We start from the raw sequence: 16,393 nt of genomic DNA on the forward strand, positions 1-16,393 counted from the left end.
TTACCAAAGGTCACGGTTTCCTACACGGTAGTAGCATGATCGGTCTACCGCAAGCAGGAAATGGGTAAGCTGCGACCATGACGATGCGTCCCCGTGAGCGGCTCATCATGGGCACGATCGATCTCATCCGCCGCCGCGGCGTCGCGGGCACCGGCATGACCGAACTGCTCGCGCACAGCAACACCGCCCGCCGGTCGATCTACCAGAACTTCCCGCGCGGCAAGCAGCAGCTGGTCGAGGAGGCCACCCGGACGGCGGGCAAGGTGATGGCCGCCGCCATCACCGCAACCGCGGAATCCGGTACCGCCGCCGCCCGGCTCGCCGATTTCGTGCGGATGTGGAAGGACACGCTGGTGAATGGTGACTTCACCGCGGGCTGCCCGGTGGTCGCAGCGGCCTTGGCGGGGTCGGAAGTGCCTGCGGCGCCTGCCATCGCCGCCGAGGCGTTCGCCGAATGGGAGGGGCTGATCGCCGAGCAGTTGATCGCCGAGGACTTCGATGGTGCGACCGCGGCGTCCCTGGCGACCACGGCGGTAGCCGCCATCGAGGGTGCGGTTGTCATGTCTATCGCCGCCCGTTCGGTGACGCCGCTCGAGCGGGTCGCGGGACAGCTCGATCAGCTGCTCCGTTGCCCGCGGGCCGGGCGTGAGGCGTAGTCAGGACTTCTACGAGTCCGGCAGATCCAGCGCGGCTTCGGTGCCGAATACGTTCTGGCCGGACGTGCTGACCCGGGTCCGCTCTGGGGCTTCGTCCGGCCTGTCGGCGAGCACGAATCCATTGAAGGAGATCCCGTGTCCCCCAGCTACCGTTCGACCGGTGCCGCAATCCTCGCAGGCGCGGTACTCGGCGCATGCATAATTGCCGCGCCCAGCTCGGCCAGGCCGGATCCGGCCGGCGACAACGCGCGCATCACGTGCGACGAAAACGGCCAAGTTGCCTGGCTCAACGTGGGAATCGGAGAGAAAGCGTTGCCCGTCGGATGGCAGGCGACGATCTTCTTCAGCGGCTGCTCGGGGCCGGACATCTCGCTGATTAAGCCGAAGCCGATCAGTATGGCCCTCGCCGGGACTGAGAAGGTCGCCTGCGACGGTCCGGTCGAGGAGCACAAGGGCACCGGGGCGATCACCTGGTCGGACGGAACCACCAGCAAGATCAGTCAGACGAGTAAGGGGCAGACCAAGTCCGACGGCTCTGGCCCTGGCGACTTCCCGATCAAGATCGAGTCGGGTCATTTCAAAGGCCATTCGGCAGTGGACAGCAATGACGTGAAGGTGAAGGGCACCTGCCCGGGTGTGACAGCTGGGGTGCTCACCGGAAAGTTCTACATCTTCTGACGAATGCCAGACCCCTCCGCGTACGGGCCGCTCCGGGCGGAGCCGTTGCTGCTCGCGCATCCGCACGCTCTCCCGGACCGGCTGACGATGTTCCACCGCCGAGCCGCGCACGACGAGCCCCGCCCGTCACGTGCGCGGCACCGCATTCGCTCACCACGGGCGAGGCCGAACACGACGAGTTCTTCGGAATCCGACGTGCGGCAGGGGATGTCGAGTCGCTCTGGCATGCTGCGTTCGCGCGTGTCGTCGAAGCCGTTATGGCACATACTCCGAGCCATCAGCACGAGGAGCTGTGCGGCGCTTTGACCACGGCGTTCCCTGCGCTTCGCTGGTCTTCGGCACAGCCACCGAATGAGCCACTGTGGGCCGGCCTCGACTACTGGGTCCGCGGCCATCAATTGTTCGCGGTCCTGACCCAGGCCGCCACGGTGAGCATGCGACACGCCTGCGCACGTGCACGACTCGGGGATTCGACGGCCGCCGCAGCTGGCCTCGAGACTACGGCGGCCGTCTTTCGTTGCAGCGCAGCGGCTTTGCGGCTCACCGCCGGATTCGCCGCCGATGAGTATCGAGAGCGGGTGCGGCCGTTGATGGAACCGCCGCGAGTTACCGCAGGCTTCAGCGGGATCTTGTCCGTCGACCATCGTGCGCTGGTCGACGCTCTGCGAAAGTGGCAGGCCTACAGCGAGACCCGTGAGTTATCCGGCGGAGCCGCGCTGCTGCGCGATGCCCTTGCCGAGGTATACGCGGCGCACGTGGGTGTGTGCGAGCGCTTCGTCGGCGAACAGGCGCCCAGTCTCCGCACCGCGGCCACCGGGCAGCAGTCCGCGGCGGTGCGGGTACTGCGCGCGCTGGGACAACGTCGACTCGGCTTGGTCGATGGGTCCGCAGATCGATCGGACCGAGGCCGCTCAGTCGCCGAGTAGCCCGGATGCGTTGCTGCTGAGCAGATCCCATGCGGCGGTGACGTGCTCGACTCGGGTCGCGGTGCCGCCGATGGCGAGCCGGAGGGTGAACGCATCCCGGACCATGGTGTGGGACAGATAGATTCGCCCCGACCCATTGACCGTCTGCAACAGCTGCCGATTAGGCTCGTCGGCACCGCGCAACCGGAAGCACACCAGTGAAAGCGGATGCGGGGCCATCAGTTCGAAGCGGTCATCAGCAGCCACCCATGTGGCGAACTGTTGCGCCAGCGCGACACTGTGCCGAATATGCGCCCGCAGCCCTTCGACGCCGTAGCAGCGGATCACGGCCCACAGTTTGAGCGCGCGGAACCGCCGTCCCAGTGGTACCTGCCAGTCGCGATAGTCCACCACCGCGTCCGCCGCACTCACGTTGCTGCGCAGGTACTCTCGCACCACCGAGAGGGCACCGACCAGTGCCGCGCGGTCGCGGACATAGCAGGCGTCGCAGTCGAAGGCGGTGAGCAGCCACTTGTGCGGATTCGTCGCGTAGGAATCGGCGTAGTCGGCCACGCCGTGCTGGATCCAGCGCAGCTCCGGGCACACTGCGGCGACTCCCGCATAGGCGGCGTCGACGTGCAGCCAAGCGCCGAACTCGGCGCAGATCGGACCGATCCGGTCCACCGGGTCGATGGCGCTGGTCGAGGTCGTTCCGACGGTTGCCATCACCATCACCGAGGGAGGCCCGCCCGAACATCATCCGCGATCGCGGTCCGCAACGCCTCTGGGCACATCGATGAGTCCGCGCGAGTACCGATGAACCGGACCGCCGCTGTGCCGAGACCGGTGATGCGCGCGGCTTTTTCCAGCGCCGAGTGCGCGTCGGTCGAGGTGTAGACGCGATAGCGCGCGCGGTCCACGCCCTCGGTCTGCACGCGACCCTCCGATGCCCGGTGCAGCGCGGCGAGCAAGGCGACGAGGATCGCGCTGGACGCCGAGTCCTGGATGACGCCGCCGCCGCTGCCCGCGAAGGTGAAGCAGTCGGGCAGCCCGAGCAGGCCGGCGAGCCAATCGAGCACGTGCTGTTCGAGTTCGGTGCAGGCGGGACTGGTCTGCCACATCATGCCCTGCACGCCGAGGCCGGCGGACAGTAGTTCCGCGAGCACCGCCGGGCCCGACGTGCTGGACGGGTAGTACGCGAAGAACCCAGGATGCTGCCAGTGCGTCAGCCCGGGAACCAGGATCGAGTCGAGATCCGCCAGTACCGCGGTGAAGGGTTCGCCGGTCTCGGGTGGTGTGGCCGGCAGCCCGGCTCGCACCTGTCCGGGCGTTACCTGGGACAACACCGGCAGCGACGCCACCCGATCCCAGTAGTCGGCGACCCAGTCCACGACCGCGCGGCCGTGTCGGCGAAATTCCTCGGTGCTCATGTGGTCGGGCGCAGGCTGCATTCCTGGTATTCGATCCGGTGACCCGCGCGGATAGGCCACGAACTGCGGAAAGTGCTGTCGGGCACCAAAGCTTCACGGATCGGAAACCTGCGGAAACCTGGAGTTCGGATCGGTCACGTAGGTTCACGCCTTATGACTGGGGCGGGATCGACCTCGAAGCGGTTCGTGCACATCGTCGTTGTGGTGACCGCCGCGTTGGCGCTGATATTCGGGCTGTCCACGGGCGCGCCGGAGCAGGCGCGGCCGGTGCGGACGGATGAGTCGATCATGCTGGTCAGTGCCGCTGTCCCGCAGCGGGCCTGGGACACGCTGGCGCGGATCGACGCGGGCACGTGGCCGCCGAACGACGGTTCGGGCACCAAAGGTGGTGGGGTCTGGTCGAACCGGGAGGGGCGGCTGCCCGCTACCGACTCGGCGGGGAGCCGGATCGCTTACCAGGAGTGGGACGTCAATATAAAGAAGCCGGGGCAGACGCGCGACGCCGAACGCATTGTCACCGGCAGCGACCGATCCGCTTGGTACACCGGCGATCACTACGCCAGCTTCACTCGGATGCGCTGAATGGACTGGACCGGACCGCGGCTCGATTGGTAACCCGCCTTGACATGATGGGCTGGCTGATTTCGGGGTCTGCGGTGTGTCCGGCAACTGATCGGCATCCACTCGAATGGTGGGAAAGTAGCGTCGATTCGCCCCCCGCGCGGTAGCCCCGCACCTACGCTGGCGTGCAGTGAAAGCCGGCTCTCGTATCGTCTCGTAATCCGCGGCGACGCCCTCGGCTCAGATGGCGCTGGAGGCGTTGTCAGCCTGCGGAAGCGGGCGCTTGATCCCCCGCGTAGCGGCCGGTTGCAGCAATGCGGACGCACTCTTGCGTTCTTGCATCTGTAAGAGCATGATCCAGCTAGCCTAGTTGTGAACAACCGATCCGATGACCGGGATTACGGAATCGAGAGCCAATTATGTTGGTACAAAGCGTGTTGGTATCGGGCGCACTCGGGGTGACACGATGAGTGCACCTACTGTGGGGGTACTGCCGACAGCTCCGCAATTATTGTGTGCCTTTCAAGGACGTCGTTTCCAAGATCGGGAAATGCTGCGTTCCGCGCATGCGCTCGCCGAACTGCATGCGCGCAGGCAGCAGGTGCGCGACACCGCATTGATCATCGAAATAGACTACCGCCGGGGTGAACTCGTCGACGAGATCAATGACTGGATCGGCAAGGAAATGCCGCAGCATCGCAACGGCGCGTCGCTGCACACGGAAAGCCTCGGTGCGGTGGTGGACCGGATGGCACGCAGCTGGGTGGATGCGAACCAAGCCATTGACGTCTCGGGCGCGCGTAGCGACAATACCCATAAACATTGGTATCACCTGGCCGAACTTGTTGATGGGTACACTGATCTGGTAACCGACGTGGCCGGTGGCCGGCGTCGATTGCCTGAGCAGTGATCTTCTCGACCGATGTTCTCACCGCGATAGTGACACTGCCCCGACAGCGTCGCTTGCCAAAAAGGGCGACGTTCAGCGTAGTCATCCGACCAGTGACTTTCTCTGAATGATCACGTCGTCACAGTGACGGCGGGCGCAACGGGGCGCCCCGCCCGGCGTGCCGCGTGGTCGACTGGCGCGGCACGCCCGCTGGAATCTCATTCGCCGCAATCATTCGGCAATAGTGAAGATTTCGTGCGCCGCCACCCGGACGCTGCTCTGTCCATGCGTCCGCATCCGGGTGAGTAGCTCCGCCCAGGCGGGCGTCCAGCCGAAGTGACTGCCGCACTGCGCGATCAACGCCAACGCGGCCAGCGCGACCGCGCTGTCCACGTCCACGGACAACTCGCGCGCCACCCGCGTCATGGTGTCGGCATCGACCATCTGCCCGCTGCGGGACAGCCGCGTGCGCAACTGTTCGGCCGGATAGACCACCAGAGCGCCGCGGGCGAATCCGCACGCCTGCCGGATCGACCGCACGCTCGAATCGACGTCGGCCCAACGGATTTGGGTCACCAGCAGATCGATCGCGAACCGGCGCCACTGCGGTTCGACCGCCAGCCGTTCGGCCACGGCGACCGCCGTCTCGCGCGCCGCATCGGACACACCGGCCGAGCTACCCAGATTCCCCAGCAGCGTCGAGAGTCGTTGCCGGGCAGGGAGATCCCGGCCCGCGATGACGACATCCTCGGCGGCGAGCAGCCGATCCACCGCCGCGGGCACCGCCGCCCGGAAGTCGCTGGCGACGAGCACGCGCGCGGCATGCCGCCAGAGTCCCGTCTCGCTGAGGTCGGCGAGCCGGTGCACCAGCATGTCGCCGGTATCGGCGGGTGCCCAGCGCTGCCAGCCGCCGAGGACCCGCATCGCCTCGGTGGCGAGCTGGACGTCGGCGCCGCCCGCCATCTCGCGCACCAGCCCGGCCATCCTGCGCCGCTGCGGGATCGGTAGCAGGGCGGGGACGAGATTCAATGCCTCACCCGCCACCGCCGGGTCGCGGGACGCCGCATCGAGGATCTGCCAGGCGTCCTCGTGGTCGAGCAGCCAGCGGCACGCGAAGACGACCGCGCGCCGGACATCCCGGTGCTGGTCCGGGCGGTCCCAGATCGCCCGGAGGACGGCCATCACCTCCGGCGCGTGCAGCGCGGCGAGCAGCCGCACGCCCTCCTTCCGGGAGGTGATCTTCGGGGAATCGAGCAGCGGTGTGAGCGCGGCCGCGAGCCGATCCGGGGCGATGCTCCTGGCCCGGGAAGCGATGCCGCTCACCGCGACTCGCGCTCGATCGGAGTCCACGTACCTGCTGAGCACGCCGATCGCGGCCTCGGCCTCGGTGCTGCGGCCGAGCGCGGTGAGCGCCGCCTCGGCCACCGTGAGCTCCGGGTGATCGGTGTAGCCGACGAGGCGAGCGAAGCTGCCGGGCAGCCGGCCCAATCGGCGCACCGCCCAGGCCTTCTCCCACGGCGAGGACTCCTTGGCGCGCACCAGCGCGATGAGCGCTCGCGCGTACAACTCGACCTGTCGTGCGGTCCAGCCGCCGAAGCCTTCCGAAAAGTCGGGCACCAGGCGCACTTTCGGCGCGATGAAGCGCCCCGGTGTGGCGCCGTTGAGCACCGTGTCGAGCAGGTCGGTGCGGCGCGTGGCGATCAAGTGCTGCACTCGGGGGAGCGAGATGAGCGAGCGGTCCCGGTTCAGCAGCGTGGTGAGCTGCTCGTCGCGGGTGGCCGGGTCGGCCAGTACCAGGTCGACCGCGCGGTGGATGACGGAGTCGTTGCGAGCGCTGCACGCCCGGAGCAGCAACTGCTGTAGCGGCACAACGTTCCAGGCGCGCTTGTTCAGGCCCTGGGCCAAGTCGAGGGCCAGCCCCCATTCGTCGCGCACCGCATCGCCGTCCAGTCGCCGGCGCAGTGCGGTGCAGAGCCGCTGTTCCGCGCCGCGCGGCAGATCGCGGTCCAGATCCCATAGCGGTAGTGAGACAGCCTGTGCCGCGAGGGTTTCGATCAATCGCAGTGCCGCCTCGGTGTAGGCCGGATCGGCGGCTCTGGCGCCGTGCACCAGCAGCGTGCGGGCCATGGTGCCCACCGCGCCGGTGGTCATGGCGGATCGATCGCGGGCTTGCAGCGCGTCCGTACCGAGTCCCTCCAGCGCGGGTAGGTGTTCGGTGCGCAACAGGGTGGGTGGGATCTGGTTGATCGCTTGTAAAGCTGTGCGCCGCACCGGGTCCTGTTCGTTGCGTAGCCGACGCATTGCCTCGAACAATGCACCGACCACCGCGGGGTCGCGACTGCCGATCGCCGCGGCCACCAGCAGCGGATAGGCTTGCGCGCGCTCGTCGGCGGTCGGGCGGCGGATGCTCTCGCGCAGCACGGGTTCGGCTTCCGCCCACGGGAGCCGGGCGATCAGCCGCTCGCGAACCGGCCGATCATCGGATCCGCCTCGGCGCGAGAGCAATTCGCGGGCCAGCGTGGCGCGGTCGTGCCGGGGCAGGCTGTCGAGGGCGTCGAGATCCACCTGCGCGGCGTCGACGCCGGGCCGGATGAAGACCCGCCGCACCGGTTCGAGGCGCCGGCTCGGCGGCAGGACATGCAGGAAATGCCGTTGGTGATAACCCGAATACGCGGCGCACACGGCGATCAGGCGCTCGTCGGGGAGCTCGCGCAACGCCGTGAACAGCGCACGCCCGGCCAGGCAGGTGCCGCGCCCGCTCGGATGCAGGATCAGTTCGACGACGGCATCGGTGTTGTGCCGAGCCAGCTTCCCCGCGACGGCATGCAATCCGTAGGGCTGCACGTACCGAACCGCTTGTGCGGCGAGGGCGAGCAGGCGGTCCGGGTCCCGCAGCGCGAAGCTGCTCGCACCGGCGGCAATGCGCGGCCACAGCTCGGGCCAGTCGGATTCGCCCGCCTGCGCCGCGAGGTCCGATAGGTAGGTGAGCACCACTTCGGTGTGCCTGCGGCCCAACGTCTGCCAGTTGGGCGCCGCGTACGCGAACTCTGGCAGGTGCTCGGTGACGAGCGGCGTCGAGCAATACGACAGGACGCGCACCGCCTCCGCGTCACCGAAGCGGCGTCGGATCTCCGGCAGCAGAGCGTCGGCGAGAGCCGCACTGTGTTTACGGCGCCCGATCGCGCGATACAGCATTGTTCGCGTCCGGTGCGCCATCCGTGGCAATCGGTCGACCAGGACCGGTGGCTCGACGCCGATCCGGACCAGCGCGACGATGGCCCGGGACACGAACTCCTGCTCGGCCGAGTCCATTTGGCCGACAAGGTGATCACGGTCGACGGCGATCGCGGCGAGGTGAATCGAGAGGACCCGCTCGTAATGACCGCGCCCGGCCAGATCGGTCAGCAGTGCGCGGAGCTCCGCGGTGCCCGCCAACCGCAATGCCACCGTCGCGAGGGCCCGGCGCCGCTGCGGCGCGGACAACGGTTCGAGGTCCTTCACTAGCTTCGTCGCCGGTGCTGCCATTCGTCGACCGCCAACCTTTCCTCGGGTGTCGCGGGATCACCCCGTGGTCGTTGTGAGGATATGTCGCGCACACCGGGTTTCGCGGAACGAGCTCGAATCGACGGCCGGCACCGGGTTTTTCGCCGGCGATGCGCCGTCCGGGGTTCAGGTCGCGGCGGCGGTCCGCGCCGCCCTGCGCTGTCGGCGGCGGCGCAGATAGCGGCGGATGCGGGTGGCGAGGAAGGTCACCAGGATCAAGCCGATCAGCAGCAGAATGCCCGCGATGATGGCCGCGGGCAGCGGGTGGAAGATGGCCAGGGTGATGATGCCCGCGACGGAGATGTCCTCCGCGGTGCTCGTCACGATGTTGCTCGCCGGTTCGGGCGAGGTGTTGATCGCCATTCGAGTCCCGGCCTTCACCAGATGACTCGCCAAAGCGGTGACGCCGCCGACCGCGCCCGCGGCCAGCTCGGACAGCGAACCGTCCTGTCCCGCAAGCAATGCCGCGACGACGGCGCCCGAGGCGGGCCGGACCACGGTGTGTAGCGCATCCCAGAAGGAATCGAAGTACGGGATCTTGTCGGCGACCGCCTCGATCGCGAACAGCACTGCGGCGGCGATCAGCACGTCGGTGCGTTGCAGTGCCTCGGGCACCGAATCGGTCAGGCCGGTGCGACCGAACAGGCCGAGCAGCAACACGACGGCGTAAGCGTTGACGCCGCTCGCCCAGCTCGCGGTGAAGATCAGGGGAAGTGCTGACACGTCGCCATCCTAGGTCGAGACCCGGCCACCCGCCCTGACCACCGCAAACCCGCGCGCCGCCGCACACCTCCCGGTCACGCATGCCGTTGCGAGTGCGAGAAATCAGGAGATGTGCGGCCGGTCAGCGCAGGGCGGCGCGGCTGCGCAGGCGGCCGAGCAGGACCAGCGCCAGCAGGGTGACCAGCACGAGCAGCGTGGTGCTCGCGGCCGCGTCGAACACCTCGCCGCGGTCGGTCTGGGCGAAGATGCCCACCGGCAGGGTCTTCCAGGTGGCCGGGTAGACCATGATGGTGGCGCCGAGCTCGCCCATGGACAGCGCGACGGCGAGTCCGGCTGCCGCGCCGAGCGCCGGGAGCAGCAGCGGCAGCGTGACCTGGCAGAGCACCCGGATCGGGCCGGCACCGAGGGATTCGGCGGCCTGGCGGTAGCCGGGGTCGATGCGGTCCAGCGCGGCGGCGACCGCGCTGAAGGCGTAGGCCAGCACGAGCACCGAATGTGCCAGGATGACAATCCATTTGGTGCCGCCGAGCAGCACCGGTCGCTCGTTGAACGCGATCAGCACTCCGAGGCCGATGGCCACCGACGGGACCGCGACCGGCAGATGGAACACCGCGTCGGTACAGCGCCGCCACCAGCTCGGTGCCTCGCGCGCCGCCAAGGCCGCCCAGGTGCCGAGGACCAGTGAGACGGCGCCGGCCAGCAGCGCGGTCTGCAAACTGACCGAGAGGCTGGCGGCCTGCTCGCCGGACAATGCGCGCTCGAAGTTGGCGAAGCCCAGGTCCGATGGCAGCGGGCCGGTCCAGTGCCCGGCGAGGGCGGCCGCGATCACGGTGGCGATCGGCGCGACGAACACCACGAACACCACGAGGGCGAACACGGCGAGCACCGCGACCCGGCCGCGTCTGGTCCACATCAGCATCGGTTCAGTTCTCCTTCTGGGCCGTGAACCGGGCGAAAACCAGCCGGTACCCGACGTACAGCGTGAGCGAGAGCAGCACCTGCACCGAGGCGAGCACCGCGGCGCCGGGCAGATCGAAGGTGACGATGCCGCGGGTGTAGATCAGCGCGGGCAGCGTGATCACGCCCTTGGCTCCGGTGAAGAGCACGATGCCGAACTCGTTGAGCGTCAACAGCAATACCAGGCTGCCGCCCGCCGCGAGCGCGGGCCACGCCTCGGGCAGCACCACCTGGCGCAGCACCCGCCACGGTGATGCGCCGAGACTCGCCGCCACGTCGAGCTGTTCGCGCGGTAGTTGGGCGAACGCGGCGAGCAGCGGGCGCACGACGAAGGGCGTGAAGAAGGTGATCTCGGCCAGGATCACGCCGAGCGGGGTGCTCAGGAAGTTCAGTGCGGGTTCGTTTTTCCCGGTGATGTTCGTGATCAGCGCGTTGACCGCGCCTGCCGTGCCGTAGAGGAACGTGAAGGCCAGGGTGATGAGAAACGACGGCAGCGTCAGCACGGTGTCGATGAGCCTGCCCACCACCTGCGACCCGGGAAACGGCACAAACGCCAGCACGATCGCCAGAAACGCGCCGAGTATCAGGCAGCCCGCGGTCGAGCTGACCGCGATGAACACCGTGCGCCACAACGCATTACGGAACGATTCGGAACCCAGCACCTGCGACCAGACCGAGGTGCCGCGCCCGGTCGGGGTCACCGTGGATTCGGCGAGGACCCGCACGATCGGGTACACGGCGATGAACAGCACCACCAGCAATGGGGGCAGGCTCCACAGCACCGGCTTCCAGTTACGTTGCCGCGGAGGTTTCGGCCGCTCAGGCGCGGCGACCGGCGCGAGTACCGCAGGCGTGCTCATGCTCGGCCGCCTCTGCGCGGTTGTCTCGCCGACATGCCGCACACTCCTTGATTTCCCGCACATGGAATCGCATGCGATTGCGTATGCGGGAAATCAGAAAGTGTGCGGCAACTCTGACTGCGCCTCATCGCGGCACCTCGGTGCGGGTCGTGCGGCCGACCGCGCGGGGGATCAGCACGCCGGCGGGGTCGGGGAAGAGCACGCCGACGACCGAGCCTACGGCGGTGTCGACATGCCCGGAGACGTCGGCGGTGATCTGGTCGGCCACACCGTCGATCGCCAGGTGCAGGCGGGTGGACGCGCCGCGCCAGACGGCGGAGACCACCGTGCCGCGCAGCGCGTCTCGTTCGGAGGTGGCGCCGATCCGCACGGTGTGCGGGCGTACGCACAGCAGGGCAGGGGAGTCGAGGGCCCAGTTCTCCTGTCCGACACCGGGTGCGGGTGCCTCGGCCCGCAGTGTCCGGTTGCCGACGGTGACCAGCGCCGACCCGCCCGACAGCCGGTTCACCGTGCAGGACAGCAGGTTCGCGCCGCCGAGGAAGGCCGCGGTGAAGTCGCTGGGTGGCCGCCGCCAGAGGTTCTCGGCGGTGTCGATATCCACCAGGTGGGCATCGCGCATGACCGCGATCCGGTCGGCGAGCGCGAGCGCCTCGGACTGGTCATGGGTCACGTACAGCATCGCCGTGTCCGGCAACGCCTTTCGCAGCTGCTGGAGCTCGCCGAGCATGGACTGGCGCAGCTGCGCGTCGAGTGCGGCCAGCGGCTCGTCCAGCAGCAGCACCTTGGGCCGGATGGCCAGCGCCCTGGCGATAGCGACTCGCTGCTGCTGGCCGCCGGACAGTTCCCTGGGCAGGCGCTGGGCGTAGGCGCCCATGCCGACCATGGCCAGTGCTTCGGTAACTCGTGCGCCGATCTCGTTGCGCGGCACCCGATGCGACTTCAGTCCGAAAGCGACATTGTCGTGCACACTCATGTGCGGGAACAGCGCATACGACTGCACGACAACGCCGATCCCGCGTTTGGCGGGTGACAGGTCGGTGACGTCGCGCCCGGCCAGCCGGACCGCGCCCGAGGTCGGCCGGACGAATCCGGCCAGGGCCTTGAGCGCGGTCGACTTGCCGGAACCGCTCGGTCCGAGCAGGGCGACGGTCTCGCCCGCGGCGACGCGCAGCGTGAAATCGGCCAGTGCGACAGTGGTTTTGCGGCCGCTGCGGTAGCTGACGCCGACCCGGTCGAACACGATCGCCGGTTCGGCAGCGGCCGGTCGGGACAGGGCGGTGGTGGATGACTTCGTGAGTGCGTCACCGGTGGACATGGTCGACTCCTCTGGGGTTGACGGCGTTTCAGCTACCGGTGGCCTTCTGGTAGGCCGCCAGATCGCCGTCGAGGTCGGTGAGCACCGTGTTCCAGTCGACCGGCAGCAGTTCGACGCCCTGCAGCAGCGAGCTCGGCGACGGTCCCGATCCGGCCGGGGCATCACGCAGTTCCGCGCGGGCGGGCACCGCGAAAGCGTCCGAGCCCAGCGACTTCTGCGCCTCGGCCGAGAGCAGGAACTCCATCAGTTTCTTGGCGTCGTCCTTATGCGGGGCGCCCTTGGCCAGACCCATCACGTAGGGGACGGCGACGGTCGACTTCTTGCCGTCGGCGGCGGCCGGGAAGAAGACGCTGAACTTCGCGCCCTTCTCCTTGATGGTGGTCAGGTTCATCTGCACGTCACCGTTGGCGATGCTCAGCTCACCCTTGTCGACCTTGGCCTGCAGCTTGCCCGTCGACGAGGACGGCCCGACATTGTTGGCCTGCAGCTTGTTCAGGTAGTCCAGCGCGCCCTGCTTACCGAGCAGCTTCTGCAACAGGATCAGCACGGCGGTGCCGTCACCGGCCTGGCCCGGCGTCGAATACTGCAGCTTGCCTTTGAAGTCCGGCTTCAGCAGGTCGTCCCAGGTGATCGCGGTGGTGTCGACCGAAGGGTTGGCGATGAAGCACAGGTAGTTGTTGGCCAGGGTGACGTATTTGCCCTCGGCATCCTTGTCGGCGGCCGGGACCGCGCTGGTGTCGACGCCGCTATCCTGAAGCAGGCCACTGGCTTTGGCCTTCTGGATGAACGGCGGCAGCGTGACGACCACGTCGGCCTGCGGGTTGGCCTGCTCCTTGTCGACCCGGTTGACCACCTCGCCGGAGCCCGCCTCGACCAGGTTGACCGCGATGCCGGTCTGCTGCTGGAACGCCGCGAACTGGGTCTGGTACCAGCTGCCGACACCGTCGGCGGAGTAGACCGTGACGGTCTTGCCGCTCGTGCTCTCGGTGCCGGTGCCACCACAGGCGGCGGTGGCGGCGACCGCAGTGGCGGTGGCGAAGAGCAACGCGGTGCGGGCGAGGGTGCGCGCCAGGCGAGCCGGCGGGTACGAAGTACGCACGATGACTACAACTTTCGGTTCGTGAGGAGTGTCGGAGTCGAAGGGGTTTATCCGGCGGCTGCCGGAACGGTTCAGCGGTGCTCGGCGAGCACCAGTTCGGCGAACTCGACGACCGACGGCACGACGTGGGTCGCGCCTGCCGCGCGCAGCTGCGCTTCGTTGTGGGCACCGGTGAGCGTGCCCGCGACGATGCGGGCGCCCGCGGCGAGGCCGGTGGCGATGTCGCTGGTCGTATCGCCCAGCACCGCAACACGATCCACGGCGTCGGCGTGCAAGCGGAGCAGCGCGGTGAGGACCATGTCGGGGTAGGGGCGGCCACGCCCGGCGTCCGAGGGGGCCAGGGTCAGGTCGGCGATGTCGGTCCAGCCCAGCGCGTTCAGCAGCCGGTCCTGGGTGGTCCGGCTGAATCCGGTGGTCAGTGCGACCCGCACACCGGCGCCACGCAACTTGTTGATCGCTTCGGCGGCACCAGGAATCGGCGTGATCTCGACTTCTTCGATCAGCGCATCGTAAGCGGACTCGAAGGCCCGGTTGGCTTCCTGCGCGCGCTCTTCGTCGCCGAGCAGGGCACGGAATACCGCGATCTTGGACTGGCCCATCGTGTCCAGCACGTACTGCCGGGCCTCCTCGCGTTCCGGTCCGTCCGCCGCGATGCCCGCTGCGGTGGCGGCGGCCTCGAAGGCGCGCAGGACCAGCCCGCCGTCGGCGACGGTGGTGCCCGCCATGTCCAGGACGACTAGTTGAATGGTGTTGTCGGACACTGCAATCCTCACAAGTTCAGCAGGTCGGCGGTGTGCTCGCCGAGTGCGGGGCCGAGGGTCATGCCGCGGCCGCCGGGGCCGGTGATCACCCAGATGTGCGCGCCCGCCGCGGCGCGAGTGACGATCGCGGCCGGGTCGATGCTCTGGCTGTACACGCCGGCCCAGCGCCGAACCACCTGCGGCAGTTTGCGTCCGAGCAGTTCCTCGGTGACCGCGGTGAGGTGCTCGTAGGGCGCCTCGTCCACGTCGAAGGCGAACGGCTCGTCGTATTCGTGGGTGTCGCCGATGGTGAGCCCGCCGTGCAACCGCTGCACGCAGAGCAACTGCATCTTGTGCTCGGCGGCGGTGGCCGACTGGGACTGCTCTCGGTTCAGCGTGTCCACCTCGTCACCCGCGAAGCCCGGGTAGTAGCGGAAGCTGTCGCCGTCGGCGATGGCGGTGGTGAGCGGTTCGCCGAGCGGCGCGGTCTGCATCATCTGCAATCGGACTCGGCGCACCGGCAGATCCTCGACCAGCTCGCGGGTCAACCCGCTGTGTGCCGCGCCGGGGCAGACCAGCGCCAGATCGGCCTCGAAGCGGCGGCCCTGGTCGTCGAGCACGGTGGCGCCGGTGGCGGTGTCGAGGACCGACCTGGCCTCGGTGGCCGCGTGGAAGGTGTATCGGCCGGTGGCGGCCAGGTAGGCGCGCAGCGCGGGCAGCGCCTGGCGCGACTCGACCGCGGCGTCGGTCGAACAGTGCAGTCCGGCAAGGAATTTCCCGCGCAGTGCGGGGTTGACCGCGCGCACCCGGTCGGGATCGAGCAGCTCGAAGCCGCGGGTCTCGGCGGTCGGTCCGGCCGCGGCTTTCTCGGCGACGGCGAGTTCGGCGGGGGTACGCACCAGGGTGATCGATCCGGCGGGACGGAATCCGACGGCGGGGACCTTGCCGCCGATCTCCTCCCACAGTTCCCGCGAGCGCATCGTCAGCTCCAGTTCGGCGGCGGAGCGCCCGGAAACCCAGACCAGGCCGAAGTTGCGGACCGTGGCGCCGCGGGCCTCGGTCTCCCGCTCCAACTGCACCACTTCGTGACCGCGGCGGACGGCGGCCAAGGCGTGTGCGGTGCCGAGGATTCCACCTCCGATGATGACCAATCGCATGGACCTCATGGTGCACATTGGTCTAGACCAAGCGGTGTTGCCTGTGCGAACGCCAGGTTAATAATTGGTATAGACCAATTGCGGGTAGGCTGTGCCGCATGGAAGCAACGGAGGTCGGTGCCGACGTGGCGCCCGGCGACACGCGTGGCGGGCGAGCCGAATTCACGCTGCCCGACCGGCTGCCGAAGTCGTACCGCGTGCGCACCGAACTCGAGACGATCCTGCGTGATCTGAACGAGGGCGATCCGGTTCCGTCCGAACGTGACCTGGCGGTCCGCTTCGAGGTCGCGCGGGAGACCGTTCGCCAAGCATTGCGAGATCTTTTGGTGGAAGGCCGGATTCGCAGGCAGGGCCGAGGAACCGTGGTCTCCCGGCCCAAAATGGTGCAGCCGCTGTCGCTTCGCTCCTACACCGAAGGCGCCATCAGCTACGGCCGCGTCCCCGGTCGCCTGCTCGTCAGCTGGGACGACGTCCCGGCCGACCCCGACACCGCCCGCGATCTCGCTGTGCCCGTGGGCACTTCGGTCATGCACCTGGAGCGCGTCCTGCTCGCCGACGGCGAACGCATCGGCCTGGAGAGCACCTTCCTGCCGCTGCACCGCTTCGCCGACCTGCGCACCACCTACGACCCGAGCACCTCGCTGTACGCGGCGGTGCGCGGGTCCGGCGTGATCTTCGGCCAGGCCACGGAACGCATCGAAACGGTCCTCGCCTCCCCCCGCGAGGCCGCACTCCTCGAATGCACTACGGCCCTACCGCTTTTGCTGCTGCACCGCCGTAGCCTCGACGCCGCAGGCGACCCGATCGAGCGCGTCCGCGGCCTCTACCGCGGCGACCGCATCGCCTTCGAGGCGCACCTCACCCAGTAGCTCACGCCGAT

16 protein-coding genes are annotated in these 16,393 nt (G+C 68.5%); 6 read left to right on the forward strand and 10 right to left on the reverse strand.

Annotated features, from left to right (window positions below; translation table 11 throughout):
- Positions 1-77 precede the first annotated feature (77 nt).
- From NN4_RS10465 to NN4_RS10475, 3 genes are all read left to right on the forward strand, one after another.
- Complete coding sequence (locus tag NN4_RS10465; RefSeq protein WP_246180811.1) at positions 78-656, forward strand: TetR/AcrR family transcriptional regulator; 579 nt, start codon at positions 78-80, stop codon at positions 654-656.
- Positions 657-791: 135 nt separating this feature from the next.
- Complete coding sequence (locus NN4_RS10470) at positions 792-1,334, forward strand: hypothetical protein (protein ID WP_147129727.1); 543 nt, start codon at positions 792-794, stop codon at positions 1,332-1,334.
- Positions 1,331-2,260 carry a 3-methyl-L-tyrosine peroxygenase-related protein gene (locus NN4_RS10475; protein WP_503826340.1) on the forward strand — a complete coding sequence of 310 codons (930 nt, stop codon included), beginning with the start codon at positions 1,331-1,333 and terminating at the stop codon, positions 2,258-2,260. Before NN4_RS10470 ends, NN4_RS10475 begins: the two co-directional genes overlap by 4 nt.
- On the opposite strand, the gene NN4_RS46565 is transcribed toward NN4_RS10475, so the two are convergent.
- Together NN4_RS46565 and NN4_RS46570 are read right to left on the reverse strand one after the other, a co-directional pair.
- On the reverse strand, positions 2,246-2,965 hold the full coding sequence (locus NN4_RS46565; RefSeq protein WP_222595017.1) for a pyridoxal-dependent decarboxylase: 720 nt from the start codon (positions 2,963-2,965) through the stop codon (positions 2,246-2,248). The genes NN4_RS10475 and NN4_RS46565 overlap by 15 nt on opposite strands.
- A 5-nt stretch (positions 2,966-2,970) precedes the next feature.
- Positions 2,971-3,690, reverse strand: coding sequence for a pyridoxal-dependent decarboxylase (locus NN4_RS46570; RefSeq protein ID WP_222595018.1), 720 nt, complete (start codon positions 3,688-3,690; stop codon positions 2,971-2,973).
- Positions 3,691-3,822: 132 nt separating this feature from the next.
- Here NN4_RS46570 and NN4_RS10485 point away from each other — a divergent pair, with 132 nt between their 5' ends.
- Complete coding sequence (locus tag NN4_RS10485; RefSeq protein WP_147129729.1) at positions 3,823-4,251, forward strand: guanyl-specific ribonuclease; 429 nt, start codon at positions 3,823-3,825, stop codon at positions 4,249-4,251.
- 529 nt (positions 4,252-4,780) lie between these two features.
- The gene (locus NN4_RS10490; protein WP_107658318.1) at positions 4,781-5,140 is read left to right on the forward strand and encodes a DUF4254 domain-containing protein; all 360 of its coding nucleotides are present in this window, start codon (positions 4,781-4,783) and stop codon (positions 5,138-5,140) included.
- Positions 5,141-5,350: 210 nt separating this feature from the next.
- On the opposite strand, the gene NN4_RS10495 is transcribed toward NN4_RS10490, so the two are convergent.
- The 8 genes from NN4_RS10495 to NN4_RS10530 form a co-directional block, all read right to left on the reverse strand.
- Positions 5,351-8,644, reverse strand: a complete 3,294-nt coding sequence (locus NN4_RS10495; RefSeq protein ID WP_147129730.1) for a hypothetical protein — start codon at positions 8,642-8,644, stop codon at positions 5,351-5,353.
- A gap of 144 nt (positions 8,645-8,788) precedes the next feature.
- Positions 8,789-9,385: a DUF4126 domain-containing protein gene (locus tag NN4_RS10500; protein ID WP_147129731.1), complete on the reverse strand. Its 597-nt coding sequence runs from the start codon at positions 9,383-9,385 to the stop codon at positions 8,789-8,791.
- A 121-nt stretch (positions 9,386-9,506) separates the two neighbouring features.
- On the reverse strand, positions 9,507-10,304 hold the full coding sequence (locus NN4_RS10505; RefSeq protein WP_147129732.1) for an ABC transporter permease: 798 nt from the start codon (positions 10,302-10,304) through the stop codon (positions 9,507-9,509).
- A gap of 4 nt (positions 10,305-10,308) precedes the next feature.
- Complete coding sequence (locus NN4_RS10510; protein ID WP_147129733.1) at positions 10,309-11,202, reverse strand: 2-aminoethylphosphonate ABC transporter permease subunit; 894 nt, start codon at positions 11,200-11,202, stop codon at positions 10,309-10,311.
- A 124-nt stretch (positions 11,203-11,326) separates the two neighbouring features.
- Positions 11,327-12,517, reverse strand: a complete 1,191-nt coding sequence (locus NN4_RS10515) for an ABC transporter ATP-binding protein (RefSeq protein WP_147129734.1) — start codon at positions 12,515-12,517, stop codon at positions 11,327-11,329.
- Between the two features lie 28 nt (positions 12,518-12,545).
- Positions 12,546-13,616, reverse strand: a complete 1,071-nt coding sequence (locus NN4_RS10520; protein ID WP_147129735.1) for a 2-aminoethylphosphonate ABC transporter substrate-binding protein — start codon at positions 13,614-13,616, stop codon at positions 12,546-12,548.
- A 71-nt stretch (positions 13,617-13,687) separates the two neighbouring features.
- The gene (locus tag NN4_RS10525; RefSeq protein ID WP_147129736.1) at positions 13,688-14,377 is read right to left on the reverse strand and encodes a phosphonatase-like hydrolase; all 690 of its coding nucleotides are present in this window, start codon (positions 14,375-14,377) and stop codon (positions 13,688-13,690) included.
- Between the two features lie 8 nt (positions 14,378-14,385).
- A complete protein-coding gene (locus tag NN4_RS10530) occupies positions 14,386-15,513 on the reverse strand; it encodes a TIGR03364 family FAD-dependent oxidoreductase (protein WP_147129737.1) in 1,128 nt (375 codons plus the stop codon).
- 98 nt (positions 15,514-15,611) lie between these two features.
- On the opposite strand from NN4_RS10530, the gene NN4_RS10535 reads away from it, so the two are divergent.
- Positions 15,612-16,382 (forward strand): GntR family transcriptional regulator, encoded by a 771-nt coding sequence (locus NN4_RS10535; protein WP_147129738.1) that lies wholly within the window; start codon positions 15,612-15,614, stop codon positions 16,380-16,382.
- The last annotated feature ends 11 nt before the right edge of the window (positions 16,383-16,393 follow it).

It is taken from the genome of Nocardia ninae NBRC 108245 (assembly GCF_007990755.1).
Lineage (GTDB): Bacteria > Actinomycetota > Actinomycetes > Mycobacteriales > Mycobacteriaceae > Nocardia > Nocardia ninae.

Bases quoted from the DNA above. Each gene is read 5' to 3' on its own strand.
- NN4_RS10465 (WP_246180811.1), top strand. From the start codon at position 78: ATGACGATGCGTCCCCGTGAGCGGCTCATCATGGGCACGATCGATCTC.
- NN4_RS46565 (WP_222595017.1), bottom strand. From the start codon at position 2,965: ATGGCAACCGTCGGAACGACCTCGACCAGCGCCATCGACCCGGTGGAC.
- NN4_RS46570 (WP_222595018.1), bottom strand. From the start codon at position 3,690: ATGCAGCCTGCGCCCGACCACATGAGCACCGAGGAATTTCGCCGACAC.
- NN4_RS10485 (WP_147129729.1), top strand. From the start codon at position 3,823: ATGACTGGGGCGGGATCGACCTCGAAGCGGTTCGTGCACATCGTCGTT.
- NN4_RS10490 (WP_107658318.1), top strand. From the start codon at position 4,781: ATGCTGCGTTCCGCGCATGCGCTCGCCGAACTGCATGCGCGCAGGCAG.
- NN4_RS10495 (WP_147129730.1), bottom strand. From the start codon at position 8,644: ATGGCAGCACCGGCGACGAAGCTAGTGAAGGACCTCGAACCGTTGTCC.
- NN4_RS10505 (WP_147129732.1), bottom strand. From the start codon at position 10,304: ATGCTGATGTGGACCAGACGCGGCCGGGTCGCGGTGCTCGCCGTGTTC.
- NN4_RS10510 (WP_147129733.1), bottom strand. From the start codon at position 11,202: ATGAGCACGCCTGCGGTACTCGCGCCGGTCGCCGCGCCTGAGCGGCCG.
- NN4_RS10515 (WP_147129734.1), bottom strand. From the start codon at position 12,517: ATGTCCACCGGTGACGCACTCACGAAGTCATCCACCACCGCCCTGTCC.
- NN4_RS10530 (WP_147129737.1), bottom strand. From the start codon at position 15,513: ATGCGATTGGTCATCATCGGAGGTGGAATCCTCGGCACCGCACACGCC.
- NN4_RS10535 (WP_147129738.1), top strand. From the start codon at position 15,612: ATGGAAGCAACGGAGGTCGGTGCCGACGTGGCGCCCGGCGACACGCGT.